This window comes from Pseudomonas sp. QS1027 (assembly GCF_002814235.1).
GTDB lineage: Bacteria > Pseudomonadota > Gammaproteobacteria > Pseudomonadales > Pseudomonadaceae > Aquipseudomonas.
This window is the reverse complement of sequence record NZ_PHSU01000003.1, coordinates 250,752-269,694: the sequence shown is the minus strand read 5'-3', so window position 1 is coordinate 269,694 and position 18,943 is coordinate 250,752. Positions and strand designations below refer to the sequence as shown.

The following is an 18,943-nucleotide window of genomic DNA, read 5'->3' as shown; positions in this document are numbered from 1 at the left end:
AGCAAATCACGATGCGCGTGATGAAGTGGAGCATGATCGCCCTGGCTGTTACCGCAGCAGGTTCCCAAGTGGCTATGGCCGACCCGTTTGTAACCCCCCAGTCTGATGCCAAGGGTTTCGTAGAGGGTGCCTCGGTTGGCGTGGTTCTTGAGAACTATTACTTCAACCGGACCAAGCAGCCTCAAGGTAGCAACGACCAGAAAGACTGGACCCAAGGTGTACTGGGCAAAGCCAGTTCTGGCTTTACCCAAGGTACCGTCGGTGTAGGTGTTGATGTCTTTGGTGATGCCGGTTTCAAGCTTGACGGTACTGATGACCATACCGGCACCGGCAACCTGAGCCATGGCGCAAGTGGCGTCAACGATAGCTTCGGCAAAGCAGGCGCGGACGTACGTGTTCGCATCTCCAAAACCCAGCTGACATTCGGTGACTTCACCCCAACTACCTCACCGGTATTTGCTGTTGGTGGCAGCCGTCTGTTCCAGCAAACCGCTCGTGGCTTCCAACTGCAGAGCAGTGAAGTCAAAGATCTGGATCTCGAAGCAGGTCATTTCTACGCTGGCAGCAGCTCTGACTACACGACGCTTCAGGGCTCCCTGGGTACCGCCTACACTAACGTTCGTGCGAGCAGCATCGACTACGCGGGTGGTAAGTACCTGATCAATGAAAACCTCACTGCCTCCCTGTACGGCGGCAAGCTTGATGATGTCTGGAACCAGTACTACACCAACGTCAACTACACCCTGCCACTGGCTACCGACCAGAGCCTGAACTTCGACTTCAACCTCTATCGCACCACCGATACGGGTAAAGCGCTGGCCGGTGAAATCAGCAACACTACTTACTCGTTGGCAGCTGCCTACTCGTTCCTCAAGGCACACACCGTTACCCTGGCCTTCCAGCAGGTACATGGTGATACGCCATTCGACTACGTTGGTATTGAACGTGGCAAAAGCGGCACCGGGATTGGCACTCAGGGCGCCGACTCGATCTTCCTGGCCAACTCGATTCAGTACTCCGACTTCAACGGCCCAGGCGAGAAATCCCTCCAGGCTCGTTACGACCTGAAAATGGCTGAGTACGGCGTTCCAGGCCTGAGCTTCATGGCTCGTTATGTACACGGTACTGGCATCGACGGCACCCACGCAGATCCTAACGGTGCGTATGCTGGCGCTTACGGCAAAGATGGTCATCACTTCGAAACCAACTTGGAAGCCAAGTACGTTGTACAGACCGGTCCTCTGAAAGATCTGTCCTTCCGTGCTCGCCAAGCCTGGCACCGCGGCAACGCCGACGATGGCGATATCAACATCAACGAGTTCCGCCTGATCACTTCGTACCCAATCACCATCTTGTAATCATCTGATTGCTTGTTTGTTGATGTGACACTCGTTTGAAGAAAGGCCCATCCTGGTGATGGGCCTTTTTTATGCACTCAATATGAATGCATACCTTGTGGGTTAAAGCTCCACCGGCGGTTGAAATCATGTAAGAGCGCCCCCCCCCCCCCGAAAAACCCAGGATACCGCCTCGACAAAAAAAGCGGTTAATCGCTGAGCTCCTACCACCCATGACCACCACGTTTCTTGTCAACTTAATCTTACCGCGTCACAAGAGTGGCTTTGCGCTGTGTAGCTATTATCAAATCAGACAGCCTCTACCGGGAACCTAGAGCCGGACAAAAACTAAAATACAGTTCAAGCTCACCGACCAAAACAAGGGTTCCAACATAAATTTTCCACCTCTTTTTTCTACCACCAACAACAATGAAGTTCTATCTGGAACACCCACAATCTCGGCACCCACGCTGGAGCCAGACCTTCCGCTCCATTTCAGCCAACACATTTCCAATTACGACAAAATTGTCGCGAAAGAGTCATAAATCACCACTACGATTGCGCAGGCACAGCGCCGACAGTAGTATGAAGTTGAAGTTTTGAAATTCCCCCTTCTTTCCTGTACTGCTCGCCTGGGCCAGGTGTCGGCTGATTGTTTACATAATAGATGCAATACCTTGCCATTACGCCAAGGTGGTTCGCTGTGCCTGATCTTCCGCCGTAAAATTTCCATCTACCGGATACCGAAAAGGAAGTGATATGCCACGTCAAACATTCAAAGTCCTTGCTCTAACAGCAGCCATCTCCGCGGCTCTAGTCTGCGCACAAAATGCATCGGCCGCCTCGGCGGAACTTGTCGCCGCGGCCAAGGCAGAGGGCGAACTGACGGTTATCGCATTGGCGAACTCCTGGTGCGGGTATGGCGACCAGATCAAGAACTTCAAAGCCAAGTATGGCCTCAAGGTCAATGAACTGAACCCTGACGCAGGCTCAGGCGACGAACTTGAAGCCATCAAGGCCAACAAGGACAACAAAGGGCCGCAAGCGCCTGACACCATCGACGTGGGCCTGTCTTTCGGCCCCCAGGCCAAGGCCGCCGGCTTGCTGCAGCCCTACAAGGTGGCCAGCTGGGCGACCATTCCTGACTCGGTGAAAGATCCGGAAGGCTACTGGTATGGCGACTACTACGGCGTGCTGGCTTTCGAGGTCAACACCGACCTGATCAGCTCGATCCCGGCCGACTGGAGCGACCTGCTCAAGGCCGATTACAAGAACTCCGTGGCATTGGCGGGCGACCCGCGCTCCGCCAACCAGGCCATCCAGGGCATCTATGCCGCCGGTATTGCAGCCGCGGGTGGCGATCCCACCAAGGCCGCCGCAGCCGGCCTGAAGTTCTTCGGCGATCTGAACAAAGCCGGCAATTTTGTGCCGGTGATCGGCAAAGCCGCTTCCCTGGCACAAGGCACGACCCCGATCATCATCCGCTGGGACTACAACGCCCTGGCAGACCGCGATGCACTCAAGGGCAACCCCAATGTGCAAGTGGTAGTGCCCAAGTCGGGCGTGGTCGCGGGCGTTTATGTGCAGGCCATCAGCGCTTATGCCCCGCACCCGAATGCCGCCAAGCTGTGGCTGGAATACCTGTATTCGGATGAAGGCCAGGTGGGCTGGCTGAATGGCTACTGCCACCCGATCCGCTTCAACGACCTGGTGACCAACAACAAGCTACCCAAGGCCATGCTCGACAAGCTGCCACCCGCGGAAGGTTATGCCAAGGCCGTGTTCCCGACTTTGGACGAGCAGAACGCGAGCAAGGAAGCGATCACCAAGCAGTGGGACACCCTGGTGGGCGCCAGCGTGAAGTAACCCGCCTTCGATGGCTTCAGCACTGACATGGCCTTCGCCGGCCATGCCAGTCATTTATGGGTTGGATGGTTGCTTGAAAGGCGGGCTTCACTTGACTGATTCCTTGAGTTCTGCAAAACCCGCGGCACCGTCCATACCGGGCAGGTCGCTCAATTGGCATTGGCTGGGTGTGCTGCCATTTCTGGTTTTCGCCATCCTGTTTTTGATTTTGCCCACCGGCTATCTGATGATCGGTGCGTTCCAGGACGCGTCCGGCCATTTCACGTTGGCCAATATCGCCGGCCTGGCGGACCCGAACGTCGTCAGCGCCTACTGGATCAGTTTTCGCATCAGTGCCGCGTCGGCCCTGGGCGGCGGAATCATCGGTTTCCTGCTTGCCTGGGCGGCCGTCCAGGGCAAACTGCCCGAGTGGATTCGCCCCACCCTGATGACGTTCTCGGGCGTCGCCTCCAACTTCGCCGGCGTGCCACTGGCCTTCGCGTTCCTGGCCACGCTGGGGCGGGTGGGGCTGGTGACGGCGCTGATGAACAAGTACCTGGGCTTCAACCTCTACTCCACCGGTTTCAACATTCTCAGCTTCACCGGGTTGACACTGACCTATCTGTATTTCCAGATCCCCTTGATGGTGCTGATCGTGTCCCCGGCACTTGAAGGCCTGAAACGCGAGTGGCGCGAAGCCTGCGATTGCCTGGGCGGTAACGCCTACCACTACTGGCGTTATATTGCGTTGCCGGTGCTGTGGCCCAGCATCATGGGTGCCATGCTGCTGCTGTTCGCGAACGCCTTTGGCGCGGTGGCCACGGCCTATGCCCTGACCGGCAGCTCGCTGAACATCGTCCCTATCCTGCTCTATGCACAGATCCGCGGCGACGTGTTGCACAACCCGAACCTGGGCTATGCGCTGGCGCTGGGCATGGTGGTGATTACCGGGGTATCCAACGCGGGCTATATCTGGCTGCGCAGCAAATCGGAAAAGGGCCGCAAATGAAACCCACCTCTCGCTTGGGTGCCTGGATCGCCATCGGCGTGGGCACCAGCTATTTCCTGATCCCACTGCTGGCCACTTTTGAGTTCAGCCTGCGCATGCTGCGCGGCGAATACAGCTTCGAAGCCTACCGGGTGGTGTTTAGCGACCCTCAGTTCCAGGCCACCTTTGGCTATTCGATCCTGATGGCGCTCATCACCATTGTGGTCGGCGTGCTGCTGGTCGTACCCACTGCCTACTGGGTGCAATTGCGTCTGCCCAAGCTGCGCCCGTTGGTGGAGTTCATCACCTTGCTGCCATTGGTCATCCCGGCCATCGTCATCGTGTTTGGTTATCTGCGCATCTTTGGCAGCAACTCGTGGATACCGCTGACCGGCAACGAGCGCTCGACCGACTTCCTGCTGGTGTGCAGCTACGTCACCTTGTCGCTGCCCTATATGTACCGCTCTATCGATACCGGCTTGCGCACCATCGATGTCCGTACCCTGACAGAGGCCGCCGAGGCGCTGGGCGCAGGTACTTTCACCATTCTGTTCAAGGTGATCTTCCCGAATCTGCGTTCGGCGATTCTGTCGGGTGCCTTCCTGACCTTTGCCGTGGTGATCGGCGAGTTCACCATGGCCAGCCTGTTGAACCGCCCCGCGTTCGGGCCTTACCTGCAACTGGTGGGCGCCAACAAGGCGTACGAGCCGTCCGCATTGGCGGTGATGGCCTTCATGATTACCTGGGCCTCCATGGGCTTGATCCAGGTGTTCGGGCGCAATGCCAAGAACGCAAAACCTTAATTGACGGAAAAAACATCCCATGGCCTTCCTCGAAATCTCCCACCTGAAAAAAGCCTTTGGCGCTCAGACCGCGGTGCATGACTTCACGATGGATATCGCCCGTGGCGAGTTCATCACCTTTCTGGGTCCGTCGGGTTGCGGCAAGACGACGATTTTGCGCATGTTGGCCGGGTTCGAGAGCCCCTCGGGCGGCGCCATCAAGTTCGACGGCAAGGATGTGACCCACACGCCGACCAACCAGCGCAATATCGGCATGGTGTTCCAGTCGTACGCGCTGTTCCCCAATATGACGGTGGCCGAGAACATCGGCTTTGGCCTGAAGGTGGCCAAGATGCCCGCGGAGCAGATCCACGAGCGCGTCACCGAAATGCTCAAGCTCATCGGCCTCGCGGCCCTGGGCGCGCGTTATCCCTGGCAACTGTCGGGTGGCCAGCAACAACGCGTGGCCTTGGCCCGCGCACTCGCCGGCAAGCCCCAGGTGCTGCTGCTGGACGAGCCCCTGTCCGCGCTGGACGCCAAGATCCGTGTCTCGCTGCGCGAAGAGATCCGTGCCGTGCAGCGCGAGCTGGGCATCACCTCGGTCTTCGTTACCCATGACCAGGAAGAAGCCTTGTCGATCTCGGACCGCATCGTCGTACTGAGCGAAGGCCGGGTTGAACAGATCGGCACGCCGAGCGAGGTCTACAACTTCCCGCGCACCCCTTTTGTGGCCTCGTTTGTCGGTACGCTGAATCTGCTGTCCGGCGTGGTGGTGGATGCCGCCGCAGGTAAAATCTCCGTGGGTGATCAGCCTCTGGTGACATCGAACCCTATCGTTGATGCCGCCGCAGGCCAAACCCGTGCGCTGGCGATCCGCCCCGAAGCCATCGTGCTGGAGCCGCCGACATCAGGGCGCAACTCGCTGGCGGCGATGGTGGACGACGTTGATTTCCTCGGTGCCGTCGTGCGTATCCGGGTACGCATGGACACAGTAGTGATCTCACTCGACGTGTTCAACGATCCACACCGTGCGCTGCCCCAGCGCGGCGAGAACATCACCCTGGGTTTCTCATTCGATAATCTTTTGGTACTGGAAGAAACGGCCTGAGCATGACGATCGACAACTTTGCATTGCCCGCGCAACCCTCGGGCTGGTCTGCGGCCAACCGGAAGGCCATCAACCAGGTGCTGCAAACCTGGGGCTGCCGCAGTGCCGGTTACAACCCAGCCCAAAAACCGTATGCGGTGTTCGACTGGGACAATACCTGCATCATGAACGACACCGAAGAATCGCTGTTGTTGTATCAGGCCGAAAACTTGCGGTTCAAGCTGACGCCGAGCGAGTTTGCCGAAGTTCTGCACCAGGACGTGCCAGACGGCTTGTTCCACGCCGATTACACCAATCTGGACGGCCAGCGTGTCTCAATGGAAGATCTGGCGGCCGACATCAACGAGGCCTACCAGTGGCTGTACACGCACAGCGCAGCCCTGGGTGGCACGCAGCCCCTGGAGGCCATTCGGGCCACCGCGCAGTTCCAGAACTTCCGCGCAAAGTTCTACTTTTTGTACGGTGCGCTGTGTGATACCTACCCGATGGAAGTGGGCTACAAGTGGATCATCTATTTCTACAAGAATTTCACCACAGCCGAACTGCAGGCGATGGTCTGCGACTCCATTGAATACAACTTGAGCGAGGCATTGCGCCAGGCGCCTATCCACAGCAGCGCAGAGTTACCTGGCCGTGCGGGCCGAGTTGCGCCGGTGCATTTCTACGGCATGCGCGTGCATGCCGAAATTGCAGTCTTGATGGAAACTTTGCGGACCAACGGTTTTGATGTCTACATCTCCACTGCATCGATCGACGACGTGGTGCGGGTTTTTGCCTGCGATCCGAAATACGGCTACGGGCTGCCGCCGGAAAATGTCCTCGGCCTGAAGCTGGAAATGGTCGATGGAAAATACACCAATGTGTATAAAAAGGACTGGCACTTCAACTGGGGGCCGGGCAAGACCGTCGGTATCCAGAATGTGTTTGTAGCCCAAAAAGGCTATGGCCCAACCCTGGTGTTCGGTGACAGCGATGGCGACGCCTGGATGATGAAAGACTTTGCCGACACGCGCCTGGGGGTGATCATCAACCGCCAGCAAAAAGGCGTGATTGGGCAGAACAGCCAGCAGGCGGCCGCCACCCTGGGGCGTTCGGACGCCCGCTTTGTGCTGCAGGGCCGGGACGAGCACACCGGCTGCTTCAACGCCGATGAAAAAACCTTGCGCTACGGCCAGACCGAGGCCCGCTTGCTAGCCTGAGTTCAGGTTGATTGAGCAGCCCTTTGACTACGGCTGCAAAAAAAGGGGGCTCTGGCCCCCTGTATCAATCCCCAACTCTCGATCCCTGATGCCCGACCAACGGCCAGGCACCAGCACCTCGATTACTTCACCGACTCTTCCGAAAACATCCGCACCACATGCTGCGGAAACGGAATCTCGATGCCCACCGCTTTCAAACGATCGCGCACCTGCTCATTGAACAGGAAGGTGACATCGCCGTAATCGGCGGTATTGACCCATACCCGCAAGGACATCGTGATTGAATGAGCCCCCAGCGCGGACACCACCACCGCCGGCGCCGGATCGGCCAATACCCGTGGATCCTTGGCCATCTCCAGCAGCACCTCGCGGGCCTCCTGCAGGTTCGCCTGGAAATCCACGCCGACATCGAACACCACCTTGCGGGTGGCCTGACGGTTGGCGTTGGTGATGATGCCGTTCGACAGGTTGCCGTTGGGCATGATCACCGTCTGGTTGTCGCCGGTACGCAGGATGGTGTGGAAAATCTGGATGCTGTCCACCGTCCCGGTCACCCCTTGCGCGGTGATCGTGTCACCGATACGAAACGGCCGGAACAGCAGGATCAGCACCCCACCGGCGAAATTCGCCAGGCTGCCCTGCAACGCCAGACCAATGGCCAGGCCCGCCGCACCGATGGCCGCGACGAAGGAGGTGGTCTCCACGCCGATCATCGACGCCACGCTGACGATCAGCAGCACCTTGAGGATGACGTTCGCCAGACTGCTGATAAAACCCTGCAACGCCAGGTCGGCATTGCGCAACGCCAGCAGCTTGCCCACGCGGTGGGTCAGGTTGTTGATCAACCACCAACCGATGCACAGGGTGACGATGGCCAGCAGCACACGGCTGCCGTATTGCATGATCATCGGGATCCAGGCCTGGGAGGCCTTCACCAACTGATCCACTTGCGCGTTCAAATCCATTGTTCTCTCCGGTTACCATGCGATGACCCGGCGAAACGATGCCTGCCGCGCTGGGCGGCCCATCGTTTCGCCGTGGCTGGGCCCTCCGACGCCGATAATTCCCAGAGGTTCCCTGACAGCCTAGATCAGTCGCGGAAATTGTTGAATTGCACAGGCACGTCGAATTCCTTGGCCCGCAGGTTGGCAATGGCCTCCTGCAGGTCGTCGCGCTTCTTGCCGGTGACCCGTACCTGCTCGCCCTGGATGGCGGCCTGGACCTTGAGCTTGGCGTCCTTGATGTGCGCGACGATTTTCTTCGCGGTGTCCTTGTCGATCCCTTCCTTGAAGGTCGCTTCCTGCTTCATCAGCTTGCCGGACGCGTAAGCGTCCTTGATTTCCAGGCATTTGACGTCGATCTTGCGCTTGACCAGGGACATGCGCAGGATCTCCAGCATGGCTTCGAGCTGGAACTCGGCTTCAGCGGTCAGGATGATGGTCTGCTCCTTGTCCTTGAACTCGAAGGAGCCTTTGCCCTTGAGGTCATAACGACGGTCCAGTTCCTTGACGGCGTTCTCGACGGCGTTGGTGACTTCGTGCTTGTCCAGTTCGGATACCACGTCGAACGACGGCATCGTATTTCTCCAAAATAAAATCGGCGCCGCTCAATACCGATGGAGCGCGCCTGGTTTGACGGTTAAAATCCGCGAGCATTATAGCGGTTCTTCCCACTCATTCACTTGTGAGTCACCCATGCCGAACCCGGATCTGAGCATTTTGCTGGTGAGTGATGAGAATCTGGCCAGCAGTACACTGGGCAGCAGCCTCCAGCGTGCGGGTTATCAGGATATTCGTCAGGCTAATGACGGTATCCTGGCACTGGAGCAATTCGACCAGCGGGCCGCCGGCCTGCTGATCTGCGCGGGAAGCGCGGGTCTGGCGCTGGCCGCCAAGGTCCGACAAAGGGACGAGATGAACGATCACTACACCTACGTGATCCTTATCAGCGACCAATCGCCCTCGCTGTTGCTGGACGAGACCTCGGACAATGACATCGACGACCTGCTCGCCCCCGTCGATGTCGACCGCCACCTGCTGACCCGGGTGTTCGCCGCCGACCGCCTGTGCAACACCTTGCAGCGCCTGCGCCAGGAAAATCGCCTGCTGCGCCAGAACATCGCCAGCCTCGAACAGCGCAACCTGGTGGATTCCCTGACCGGTCTGGGCAATGCCCGCTACCTGCGCCAGAAGCTCAGCGACAGCCTGCGCCAGGTCCAGGCCCGCGGCGGCGCCATCTGCTATCTGCTGATCGGGATCGAACAGGCCGAGTCGCTGCAACGCCAATATGGCAACGACCTCTACGACGAACTGCTGCAAGCCATCGCCCGCCGCCTGCAACAACTGGTGCGGCCACTGGATGTACTGGCGCGCCTGGACGAGCGGCATTTCGTCCTGATGACCTTGCCGGCCGACCTGCAGGAATGTGCCCCGAGCAGCTTCAAGCGCCTGCATGAAGGCCTGAACCTCAAGACCTTCATGACCAACGCAGGCCCCATCGAGCTCAAGGCCGGCATCAGCCTGATCGGCCTGGACAGCAAGTGCTTCCCGCTGGACCCGCAAACCCTGTTCGACGAGGCCGAGCGCCTGCTGCTCGAGTCCTATGCCGGCGGCGTGGTCAGCGCCAAACGCCTACCGGCGCGCAGCTGATGAGCACCCACTGGCATGTCCTGGGCGCCGGCAGCCTGGGCAGCCTGTGGGCCACCCGGTTGGCCAGGGCCGGCCTGCCGGTCACCTTGATTCTGCGCGATACGGCGCGGCTGGCGGCTTACGAAGCGGCAGGCGGCCTGACCCTGGTCGAACAGGGCCGGGAACAACACTTTGCGATTGCGGCCGAAACACCCGACAGCACAGCCCCCATCCAGCGCCTGCTGGTCGCGTGCAAAGCCTACGACGCCGAGGCCGCAGTCGCCCGCCTCGCCTCGCGAATCGCCTCCGGTGCCGAGCTGGTGCTGTTGCAAAACGGCCTCGGCAGCCAGGACGCCGTTGCGGCCCGGGCACCCCACGCCCGCTGCCTGTTCGCCTCCAGCACCGAAGGCGCCTTTCGCGACGGCGACTGGCGGGTGGTGTTCGCCGGTCATGGTTTCACCTGGCTGGGGGACGTAGCCCATCCGCAACCGCCCTACTGGCTCGATGACTTGACGCTGGCGGGCATTCCCCACGAATGGAACACCCAGATCCTCACCCGGCTCTGGCGCAAGCTGGCGCTCAACTGCGCCATCAATCCGCTGACGGTGCTCTACGATTGCCGCAACGGCGGCTTGCTGGAACATCATTGTGAAGTCGCCACGCTCTGCGCCGAACTGACCGAACTGCTCGAGTGCTGTGGTCAGCCGGCCGCCGCCCTGGACCTGCAGAGCGAAGTGGAACGGGTGATCCAGGCCACCGCGGCGAACTACTCCTCCATGCACCAGGACGTCGCCCAGGGGCGGCGCACCGAGATCGGCTACCTGCTGGGTTATGCCTGCGCGGCAGCGGCCCGTCATCACCGCAACCTGCCGCACCTGAGCCGCCTGTACAACCGGCTGGTGGCCCATCTGATGGCAAAGAGCTTGCCCAGCAGCTGAGTTCGCCAACATAAGCCGCTCCGCGCAAAAGACCGGGCCCAGGCGACGGTTTGATACACTCATGGACGGCACGGCGGTCGAACCCCGCCGGCCACCATTCGCCTCTCGAAACAGGACAACCGATGCCTCTGCGCCAGCGCCTCGAAAACCTGCCGGTCGGCCAGAAACTCCTCGCCGCCCTGTTGGTCCTGCTGACCACCGTGTTGCTGGTCGCCAACCTGACGTTCATCAGTGCCGCCTACTGGATCTCCCAGGAGAGCATGGCGCCCCAGGCCTTGCAGACCATCGGTCGGCTGGTGTCGAGCCCGAACCTGATCAGCCAGGCCCTCGACTCGCCGGAAGCCGCCGAAGCCCTGTTAAAGGAACTCGACAGCTACTCGCCGCTGCGCGCCGCCGCCATCTATGACGGCCCGGGCAATCGCATGGCGCAGCTGCAACACGGCGATCACCTGAAGCTGCCGGAGCGCTTTCGCCATATCGAAGCCTGGCGCCTGACCGAGTTTCGCAGCAACCAGGTCATCGAGATGCCACGTCCGGGCTCGGCACCCGGGCACCTGCTGCTGGTGGCCAGCAGCGAATTGCCGGTGGCGTTCTATACCGGCACCCTGACCGCCAGCCTCGGCATCCTGACCTTCAGTATCCTGCTGTGGCTGATCATCGCCCGCCAGATCAAGCGCCTGATCACCCGGCCGATCCACGAACTCGAAGAACTGTCGCGCCAGGTCACCCGGGAAGAGAACTACTCATTGCGGGCCTCGCGCGGCAACCACGACGAAATCGGCAGCCTGGCCGAAGCCTTCAACACCATGCTGTCGCGCATCGAGGCCCGGGAGCAGCAGCTCAAGCGCGCCCGCGACGACTCCCAGGCCGCCTACGACCAGGCCCAGGGGCTGGCCGAGGAAACCCGCCACACCAACCGCAAGCTGGAACTCGAAGTCCAGGTACGCAGCAAGATCGAGAAGAAGCTCACGGGCTTCCAGAACTACCTCAACAGCATCATCGACTCCATGCCCTCGGCCCTGATCGCCCTGGATGAGCAGCTCTATGTCACCCAATGGAACCAGGAAGCCAGCGCCCTCTCCGGTACGCCATTGGATGAAGCGCTGAACCAGCCGATCTTCCTCGCCTTCGAACCGCTCAAGCCGTTCCTGCCGCAGCTCAAGGAAACCGTCGAACAACACAGTGTGGCGAAGATCGAACGGGTGACCTGGGTCAAGGACGACGAAGCCCGCCACTACGCCCTGACCTTCTACCCGCTGATGGGCGGCGCCGGGCGCGGTGTGGTGATCCGCATCGACGATATCTCCCAGCGCCTGTCGCTGGAGGAGATGATGGTGCAATCGGAAAAAATGCTCTCGGTCGGCGGCCTGGCCGCGGGCATGGCCCACGAAATCAACAACCCCCTGGGGGCCATTCTGCACAACGTGCAGAACATCCGCCGACGCCTGTCCTCGGAACTGCCGAAGAACCTCGAATACGCACAACAGGCCGGTATCGACCTGGATACCGTCAACCGCTACCTGCAAAGCCGTGAGGTGCCGCAGTTGCTCGACGGTATCCAGCAGGCCGGCGCGCGGGCGGCGAAGATCGTTACCCATATGCTCAGCTTCAGCCGACGCAGCAACCGCGAGATGGCACCCTGCGACCTGCCGGCGCTGATCGACCAGGCGGTGGAAATCGCCGGCAATGACTTCGACCTGGCCATCGGCTTCGACTTCAAGGGCCAGGCGATCATCCGCCAGTTCGACCCGCAACTGGGCCCGGTCCCGGGCACCGCCAACGAGTTGGAACAGGTGCTGCTGAACCTGCTGAAAAACGCCGCCCAGGCCATCCACCAGCGCGCGGACGACAGCGAACCCGGGCGCATTACCCTGCGCACCCGCCTGAACCCGCCCTGGGCCGAGATCCAGGTCGAGGACAACGGCGTCGGCATGCCGGAGCATATCCGCAAGCGGACCTTCGAACCCTTCTTCACCACCAAGGAAATCGGCCAGGGCACCGGGCTGGGCCTGTCGGTGTCCTACTTCATCATCACCAATAACCATAAAGGCCAGATGGAAGTGCAATCGACGCCGGGCGCAGGCACCTGCGTGACCCTGCGCCTGCCGTTGGCCGGCAGCCAGGCAGCGCTTCCCGAACTGAGCAAAGCGGAGTCTTGAGCATGGGTTTTCGTCTGTCGAAGATTTACACACGCACCGGCGACGCCGGGGAAACGGGACTGGGCGATGGACGCCGGGTGCCGAAGGACCATCCGCGGATCGAAGCCATCGGCGAGGTCGATATGCTCAACAGCCAGCTGGGGCTGCTATTGGCCGGGCTGGCGGAGCTGGTGGTGATTCATCCGGAGCTGAATGAACTGATCGAAGTGCTGGCACCGGTTCAGCATCGGTTGTTCGATCTGGGCGGTGAACTGGCGATGCCGACTTACCAGGCCCTTGATGCGGCCGAGATCCAGCGCCTGGAAATCGCCATTGATCGCTGGAACGAAGAATTGGGCCCGCTGGAAAACTTCATCCTGCCGGGTGGTTCGATGCTGATTTCCCAAGCGCATATCTGCCGCAGCCAGGCCCGCAGCGCCGAGCGGCGTTGCCAGCAGTTGAATGCGGTTGAACCTTTGGGTGAGGTTGGCCTGGCTTACATCAACCGGCTGTCGGACTTGCTGTTTGTGGCGGCGCGGCTGATTGCGCGGCGCGAGAAGATTGCCGAGATATTGTGGGAGGCGGCGAAGAAGCCGGTCTCCCATTGAGGAGCTAACACCGAGCCTTGCAGGAGCAGGGCTTGCCCGTGAAGAGGGCCCTTAAGGCCGCCAAAAGCTTCGCGAGCAAGCTCCGCTCCTACAAGGTAAGGCGTAGTTATTGCGGCCAGAACGCCCGAATGCCGGCCACGCCCTGTGCGCCGGTTTCCCAGGCCAGTGAGCGCTCGTCCGGCCCAACGCCACCCAGCAGATACACCGGCTTGTTGAAGCCCGCGATCAACTGCCCGGCCTGCTCCCAACCCAAAGGCTGCGCCTCCGGATGGGTCTGCGTCGGCTGCACCGGCGACAGCGTGACAAAATCCACGCCCATCTGCTCGGCCAGGGCCAGCTCTTCAGCGTTATGGCACGAAGCCGCCAGCCAGCGCTCCGCCGGCAACGGCCGCCCGGCACTGGCGTACTTGCGCAACTGCGCGGCCGTCAGGTGCCATCCCGCCGACGGGAAGTCCCCCAGCCACTCGAAAGGCCCCTTGAGCATCAGCTGTGCCTTGCCCGCACACAACCCCACAGCGTCCACCGCAAGATCGCGGTACTTCGGGTCATAACCGTTCGGCGCCCGCAACTGGACCAGCTTGATTCCACCGGCAATCGCCTTCTGGATCCCCTTGAGCAACTGCGGGGTCTCCAGGCCGTCAGGGGTAATCAGGTACTCAGCCGGCAAACGCGCCGCCGCGACGATCGGCTGGTTGGCCGCCGGAAACTCGTAGTCCGCCAGCTCCCGCGCGCTGACCCAGGCCAGCGGCTGGCCCTCGGCACCGTGGGGTTCGCCAGTAAAAGCCGAAACTTCCCAGACATCCAGCAAGACCTGCTTATCCGGGTAATCGTGCCGCACCTTGATCAACGGTCGGGCAGCACTGACCACGATGCCCAGTTCTTCCTGGAGCTCGCGGGCCAGGGCCACCTGGACGGCTTCGCCGTCCTCGACCTTGCCACCGGGAAACTCCCAGAGACCGCCCTGGTGCTGGGTATCCGCCCGGCGGGCAATCAGGATGCGACCGTCAACACCGCGGATGACCGCCGCCGCCACATGAACGCGTTTCACGTTGAAACCTCCTGCTCGAACCTGTGGATCAGGTGCGGTATTCCGCGTTGATCTTCACGTACTCGTGGGACAGGTCGGTGGTCCAGATGGTTTCACTGCACTGGCCACGGCCCAATTCGATACGAATGGTGATTTCTTCCCGGGCCATTACCGCCGAACCCTGCTCTTCGGTGTAGCTCGCCGCACGGGCACCACGGCTGGCAATACAGACTTCGCCGAGGAATACGTCGATCTTGCTCACATCCAGGTCCGGCACGCCGGCACGACCGACGGCGGCGAGGATACGGCCCCAGTTCGGATCGGAGGCGAACAGCGCGGTCTTGATCAGCGGCGAATGCGCCACGGTGTAACCGACATCCAGGCATTCCTGGTGATTGCCGCCGCCATTGACTTCAACGGTGACGAACTTGGTCGCGCCCTCGCCGTCACGGACGATGGCCTGGGCCACGTCCATGCAGACTTCGAACACGGCCTTTTTCAGCGCGTCGAACAGCGGACCACGGGCCTCGGTGATTTCCGGCAGCCCGGCCTGACCGGTGGCGATCAGCATGCAGCAGTCGTTGGTCGAGGTGTCGCCGTCGATGGTGATGCGGTTGAACGACTTGTTGGCACCGTCCAGTATCAGGCTGTGCAAGACCTCGCGGGAGACCTTGGCGTCGGTGGCGATGTAACCGAGCATGGTCGCCATGTTCGGGCGGATCATCCCCGCGCCCTTGCTGATCCCGGTGACAGTAATGGTCACGCCGTCATGCTGGAATTGGCGGCTGGCGCCCTTGGGCAGGGTATCGGTGGTCATGATGCCGGTGGCGGCAGCGGCCCAGTTGTCCACGGACAGGTCATCCAGGGCCGCCTGCAAGGCGCCTTCGATTTTTTCCACGGGCAACGGCTCGCCGATCACCCCGGTGGAGTATGGCAGTACTGCGCTTTCGTCGACCCCGGTCAACTCGGCCAGCGCGGCGCAGGTCCGCACGGCGGCGGCCAGGCCCGGCTCACCGGTCCCGGCGTTGGCGTTGCCGGTGTTGGTCAACAGATAACGCACGTTGCCCTGGACACGCTGCTTGGCCAGGATCACCGGAGCTGCGCAAAACGCGTTGAGGGTGAACACCCCCGCCACCGTGGAACCTTCGGCACAGCGCATCACTACCACATCCTTGCGCCCAGGGCGCTTGATGCCGGCCGAGGCGATACCGAGTTCAAAACCGGCAACCGGGTGCAACGTGGGCAAAGGACCAAGACCAACAGCCATGAATGCGCTCCTTTCAGTGTGATGTCTGCACTGCCGTCACAGGGGCAGTGTTTCAAATGGAAAAACGCCGCGACGGCTAATGCCGGTCGCGGCGCAGGTATTTCAGTGTCCGGTAAAGACCTTAGCTGATCTGACCGTGGCAGTGCTTGTACTTCTTGCCCGAACCGCAGTAGCACAGTTCGTTACGGCCCAGCTTCTGCTCGTTGCGAACCGGCGCGGTGGCCAGGGCGACATCGACTTCTTCACCGAGGATTTCCGGCGCGTCCAGGCCTGGGGCTTCAGCGTGCTCGAACTGCATGCGCTGGGCCAGGGCTTCGGCTTCCTGACGCAGGCGCGCCTCTTCTTCGATCGGATCTTCGCGACGTACCTGGACGTGGGACAGGACGCGGATCGAATCGCGCTTGATCGAGTCCAGCAGCTCGGAGAACAGGGTGAACGACTCGCGCTTGTATTCCTGCTTCGGGTTCTTCTGCGCATAACCACGCAGGTGGATGCCGTGACGCAGGTGATCCATGGTCGACAGGTGGTCTTTCCACAGGTCGTCGAGCACACGCAGCACGATCTGCTTCTCGAAGGTGCGCAGCGCTTCGGCGCTGGCCTGCTCTTCTTTTTCGTTGTACGCCAGCAGCAGCTCGCTGAGCAGCTTCTCGCGCAGGGTCTCTTCGTACAGGTGATCGTCTTCGTCGAGCCATTGCTGGATCGGCAGTTGCACACCGAAATCGTTCTGCAGGGCCGCTTCCAGGCCCGCCACGTCCCACTGCTCAGGCAGCGACTGTGGAGGAATATGGGCGCTGACGGTGGCGTTGAGCACGTCCTGACGGAAGTCGGCGATGGTTTCACCGATATTGTCGGCGGCCAGCAACGTGTTACGCATGTGATAGATCACTTTACGCTGTTCGTTGTTGACGTCGTCGAACTCGAGCAGTTGCTTGCGGATGTCGAAGTTGCGGCCTTCGACCTTGCGCTGGGCCTTTTCGATGGCGTTGGTCACCATGCGGTGCTCGATCGCTTCGCCAGGCTGCATGCCCAGGGCCTTCATGAAGTTCTTCACCCGGTCCGAGGCGAAGATACGCATCAGGCTGTCTTCCAGGGACAGGTAGAAACGGCTGGAGCCGGCGTCACCCTGACGACCGGCGCGACCGCGCAACTGGTTGTCGATACGACGGGATTCGTGACGCTCGGAAGCGATCACCTGCAAGCCGCCCGACTCGAGCACCTGCTGGTGACGTTTCTGCCAGTCGGCCTTGATCTGGGCGATCTGCTCAGGCGTCGGGTTTTCCAGGGCCGCCACTTCGACTTCCCAGTTACCGCCCAACAGGATGTCGGTACCGCGACCGGCCATGTTGGTGGCAATGGTCAGGGCGCCAGGACGGCCGGCCTGGGCGATGATTTCCGCTTCCTTCTCGTGGAACTTGGCGTTCAGGACCTTGTGCTCGATGTTCTCCTGGTTGAGCAGGCTGGACATGTGCTCGGAGGTCTCGATGGTCGCCGTACCCACCAGCACCGGACGGCCCTGGGCCAGGGACTCCTTGATGTCGGTGATGATCGCCGCGTACTTCTCTTCGGCGGTGAGGAACACCAGGTCGTTGTAGTCCTTGCGCGCCAACGGCTTGTTCGGCGGGATGACCGTCACTTGCAGGCCGTAGATCTGGTGGAACTCGAACGCTTCGGTGTCCGCGGTACCGGTCATGCCGGACAGCTTGGTGTACAGACGGAAGTAGTTCTGGAAGGTGGTCGACGCCAAGGTCTGGCTTTCGGCCTGGATATTGAGGTTTTCCTTGGCCTCGATGGCCTGGTGCAGGCCCTCGGACAGGCGACGACCGGGCATGGTCCGGCCGGTGTGTTCGTCGACCAGGACAACCTGGCCTTCCTGGACGATGTATTCAACGTTGCGGTTGAACAGCTTGTGGGCGCGCAGGCCGGCATATACGTGGGTCAACAGGCCCAGGTTGTGCGCCGAATAGAGGCTCTCGCCCTCGGCCAGCAGGCCGACCTGGGTCAGCATCTCTTCGATGAACTGGTGACCGGCTTCGTTCAGCTCGACCTGACGGGTCTTCTCGTCGACGGTGAAGTGGCCTTCCTTGGTCACCACGCCTTCCACTTCCTCGACGTGCAGCACGAGGCGCGGGATCAGCTTGTTGATCTCGGTGTACAGACGCGAGCTGTCTTCGGCCTGGCCGGAGATGATCAGCGGGGTACGGGCTTCGTCGATCAGGATGGAGTCGACTTCGTCGATCACGGCGAAGTTCAGCTCGCGCTGGAACTTCTCTTCCATGCTGAACGCCATATTGTCGCGCAGGTAGTCGAAACCGAATTCGTTGTTGGTGCCGTAGGTGATGTCGGCGCCGTAGGCGGCACGCTTCTCTTCCGGCGGCTGGAACGGCGTGACCACGCCGACCGTCAGGCCGAGGAATTCATAGAGCGGACGCATCCAGTTGGCGTCGCGGCGGGCCAGGTAGTCGTTCACCGTGACCACGTGCACGCCCTTGCCGGACAGCGCGTTGAGGTAGACGCCCAGGGTCGCCACGAGGGTTTTACCCTCACCGGTGCGCATTTCCGCGATCATGCCTTCGTGCAAGGTCATGCCGCCGATCAGTTGCACGTCGAAGTGGCGCATGCCCATGACCCGCTTGCCGGCTTCGCGGGCGACCGCAAAGGCTTCGGGCAGGAGTGTGTCGAGGGTCTCACCTTGGGCTATGCGGGCCTTGAACTCTCCGGTCTTGGCACGCAACTGCTCGTCCGAAAGGGCCACCATTTGCTCTTCGAAGGCATTGACGATCTGTACCGTCTTGAGCATGCGTTTGACTTCACGCTCGTTCTTGCTTCCAAAAAGTTTCTTTAACAAAGGCGCAAACATATCGGCAGGTTCTTCCACACATAGGGATGGAGGGCGGCCCCGTGAGTCGCCCGAGCAGCCCTCATGGCCGCATGCGAACGAGTATTCTACCCGGAAACGATGGTGAGGAAAGTGGCGTTAATCCACGATGCTGGCACAGCGCTGTGACGGGGCCACTCTAAAATAAGGTCTTTTTCCCGAACTTCAAGCCATCGAGTGCAGACGTTAACCGCGGACTTTAGG

General features: G+C 60.8%; 15 protein-coding genes. 10 read left to right on the top strand and 5 right to left on the bottom strand.

Going from position 1 to position 18,943, the window contains the following annotated elements; translation table 11 throughout:
• Positions 1-11: 11 nt before the first annotated feature.
• From CWE01_RS01850 to CWE01_RS01825, 6 genes are all read left to right on the top strand, one after another.
• Positions 12-1,358, top strand: coding sequence for an OprD family porin (locus CWE01_RS01850; protein WP_100938819.1), 1,347 nt, complete (start codon positions 12-14; stop codon positions 1,356-1,358).
• A gap of 738 nt (positions 1,359-2,096) precedes the next feature.
• The gene (locus CWE01_RS01845) at positions 2,097-3,203 is read left to right on the top strand and encodes an ABC transporter substrate-binding protein (protein WP_100938818.1); all 1,107 of its coding nucleotides are present in this window, start codon (positions 2,097-2,099) and stop codon (positions 3,201-3,203) included.
• A gap of 91 nt (positions 3,204-3,294) precedes the next feature.
• Positions 3,295-4,191, top strand: a complete 897-nt coding sequence (locus CWE01_RS01840) for an ABC transporter permease subunit (RefSeq protein WP_218274269.1) — start codon at positions 3,295-3,297, stop codon at positions 4,189-4,191.
• The gene (locus tag CWE01_RS01835) at positions 4,188-4,973 is read left to right on the top strand and encodes an ABC transporter permease (RefSeq protein ID WP_100938816.1); all 786 of its coding nucleotides are present in this window, start codon (positions 4,188-4,190) and stop codon (positions 4,971-4,973) included. Before CWE01_RS01840 ends, CWE01_RS01835 begins: the two co-directional genes overlap by 4 nt.
• 19 nt (positions 4,974-4,992) lie before the next feature.
• Entirely contained in the window at positions 4,993-6,060 is a 1,068-nt protein-coding gene (locus tag CWE01_RS01830) for an ABC transporter ATP-binding protein (RefSeq protein ID WP_100938815.1), read from the top strand.
• A 2-nt stretch (positions 6,061-6,062) separates the two neighbouring features.
• Entirely contained in the window at positions 6,063-7,259 is a 1,197-nt protein-coding gene (locus tag CWE01_RS01825; protein ID WP_100938814.1) for a haloacid dehalogenase-like hydrolase, read from the top strand.
• 122 nt (positions 7,260-7,381) lie between these two features.
• Here the strand turns inward: CWE01_RS01825 and CWE01_RS01820 are convergent, their stop codons facing one another.
• Both CWE01_RS01820 and CWE01_RS01815 read right to left on the bottom strand, forming a co-directional pair.
• Positions 7,382-8,224, bottom strand: a complete 843-nt coding sequence (locus CWE01_RS01820; protein ID WP_100938813.1) for a mechanosensitive ion channel family protein — start codon at positions 8,222-8,224, stop codon at positions 7,382-7,384.
• 125 nt (positions 8,225-8,349) lie between these two features.
• The gene (locus CWE01_RS01815; RefSeq protein ID WP_100938812.1) at positions 8,350-8,835 is read right to left on the bottom strand and encodes a YajQ family cyclic di-GMP-binding protein; all 486 of its coding nucleotides are present in this window, start codon (positions 8,833-8,835) and stop codon (positions 8,350-8,352) included.
• Positions 8,836-8,953: 118 nt separating this feature from the next.
• Here CWE01_RS01815 and CWE01_RS01810 point away from each other — a divergent pair, with 118 nt between their 5' ends.
• The 4 genes from CWE01_RS01810 to CWE01_RS01795 all read left to right on the top strand — a co-directional run bounded on the left by CWE01_RS01810 (position 8,954) and on the right by CWE01_RS01795 (position 13,570).
• The gene (locus tag CWE01_RS01810) at positions 8,954-9,907 is read left to right on the top strand and encodes a diguanylate cyclase domain-containing protein (protein WP_100938811.1); all 954 of its coding nucleotides are present in this window, start codon (positions 8,954-8,956) and stop codon (positions 9,905-9,907) included.
• Positions 9,907-10,824 (top strand): putative 2-dehydropantoate 2-reductase, encoded by a 918-nt coding sequence (locus tag CWE01_RS01805; protein WP_100938810.1) that lies wholly within the window; start codon positions 9,907-9,909, stop codon positions 10,822-10,824. The genes CWE01_RS01810 and CWE01_RS01805 overlap by 1 nt, the downstream gene beginning before the upstream one ends.
• Positions 10,825-10,946: 122 nt before the next feature.
• Entirely contained in the window at positions 10,947-12,983 is a 2,037-nt protein-coding gene (locus tag CWE01_RS01800; RefSeq protein ID WP_100938809.1) for an ATP-binding protein, read from the top strand.
• A gap of 2 nt (positions 12,984-12,985) precedes the next feature.
• The gene (locus tag CWE01_RS01795; RefSeq protein WP_100938808.1) at positions 12,986-13,570 is read left to right on the top strand and encodes a cob(I)yrinic acid a,c-diamide adenosyltransferase; all 585 of its coding nucleotides are present in this window, start codon (positions 12,986-12,988) and stop codon (positions 13,568-13,570) included.
• A 106-nt stretch (positions 13,571-13,676) separates the two neighbouring features.
• Here CWE01_RS01795 and CWE01_RS01790 read toward each other — a convergent pair whose 3' ends face one another.
• The 3 genes from CWE01_RS01790 to secA all read right to left on the bottom strand — a co-directional run bounded on the left by CWE01_RS01790 (position 13,677) and on the right by secA (position 18,721).
• The gene (locus CWE01_RS01790; protein ID WP_100938807.1) at positions 13,677-14,618 is read right to left on the bottom strand and encodes a Nudix family hydrolase; all 942 of its coding nucleotides are present in this window, start codon (positions 14,616-14,618) and stop codon (positions 13,677-13,679) included.
• Positions 14,619-14,646: 28 nt separating this feature from the next.
• Positions 14,647-15,864 (bottom strand): bifunctional glutamate N-acetyltransferase/amino-acid acetyltransferase ArgJ, encoded by a 1,218-nt coding sequence (gene argJ / locus CWE01_RS01785; RefSeq protein WP_100938806.1) that lies wholly within the window; start codon positions 15,862-15,864, stop codon positions 14,647-14,649.
• A gap of 121 nt (positions 15,865-15,985) precedes the next feature.
• Positions 15,986-18,721: a preprotein translocase subunit SecA gene (gene secA / locus CWE01_RS01780; protein WP_100938805.1), complete on the bottom strand. Its 2,736-nt coding sequence runs from the start codon at positions 18,719-18,721 to the stop codon at positions 15,986-15,988.
• Between the last annotated feature and the right edge of the window lie 222 nt (positions 18,722-18,943).

Excerpts from the sequence above, each read along its gene's own strand:
- argJ (WP_100938806.1), bottom strand. The coding sequence starts at position 15,864 with ATGGCTGTTGGTCTTGGTCCTTTGCCCACGTTGCACCCGGTTGCCGGT.
- CWE01_RS01845 (WP_100938818.1), top strand. The coding sequence starts at position 2,097 with ATGCCACGTCAAACATTCAAAGTCCTTGCTCTAACAGCAGCCATCTCC.
- CWE01_RS01815 (WP_100938812.1), bottom strand. The coding sequence starts at position 8,835 with ATGCCGTCGTTCGACGTGGTATCCGAACTGGACAAGCACGAAGTCACC.
- CWE01_RS01800 (WP_100938809.1), top strand. The coding sequence starts at position 10,947 with ATGCCTCTGCGCCAGCGCCTCGAAAACCTGCCGGTCGGCCAGAAACTC.
- CWE01_RS01820 (WP_100938813.1), bottom strand. The coding sequence starts at position 8,224 with ATGGATTTGAACGCGCAAGTGGATCAGTTGGTGAAGGCCTCCCAGGCC.
- CWE01_RS01830 (WP_100938815.1), top strand. The coding sequence starts at position 4,993 with ATGGCCTTCCTCGAAATCTCCCACCTGAAAAAAGCCTTTGGCGCTCAG.
- CWE01_RS01835 (WP_100938816.1), top strand. The coding sequence starts at position 4,188 with ATGAAACCCACCTCTCGCTTGGGTGCCTGGATCGCCATCGGCGTGGGC.
- secA (WP_100938805.1), bottom strand. The coding sequence starts at position 18,721 with ATGTTTGCGCCTTTGTTAAAGAAACTTTTTGGAAGCAAGAACGAGCGT.
- CWE01_RS01850 (WP_100938819.1), top strand. The coding sequence starts at position 12 with ATGCGCGTGATGAAGTGGAGCATGATCGCCCTGGCTGTTACCGCAGCA.
- CWE01_RS01825 (WP_100938814.1), top strand. The coding sequence starts at position 6,063 with ATGACGATCGACAACTTTGCATTGCCCGCGCAACCCTCGGGCTGGTCT.
- CWE01_RS01810 (WP_100938811.1), top strand. The coding sequence starts at position 8,954 with ATGCCGAACCCGGATCTGAGCATTTTGCTGGTGAGTGATGAGAATCTG.
- CWE01_RS01795 (WP_100938808.1), top strand. The coding sequence starts at position 12,986 with ATGGGTTTTCGTCTGTCGAAGATTTACACACGCACCGGCGACGCCGGG.
- CWE01_RS01805 (WP_100938810.1), top strand. The coding sequence starts at position 9,907 with ATGAGCACCCACTGGCATGTCCTGGGCGCCGGCAGCCTGGGCAGCCTG.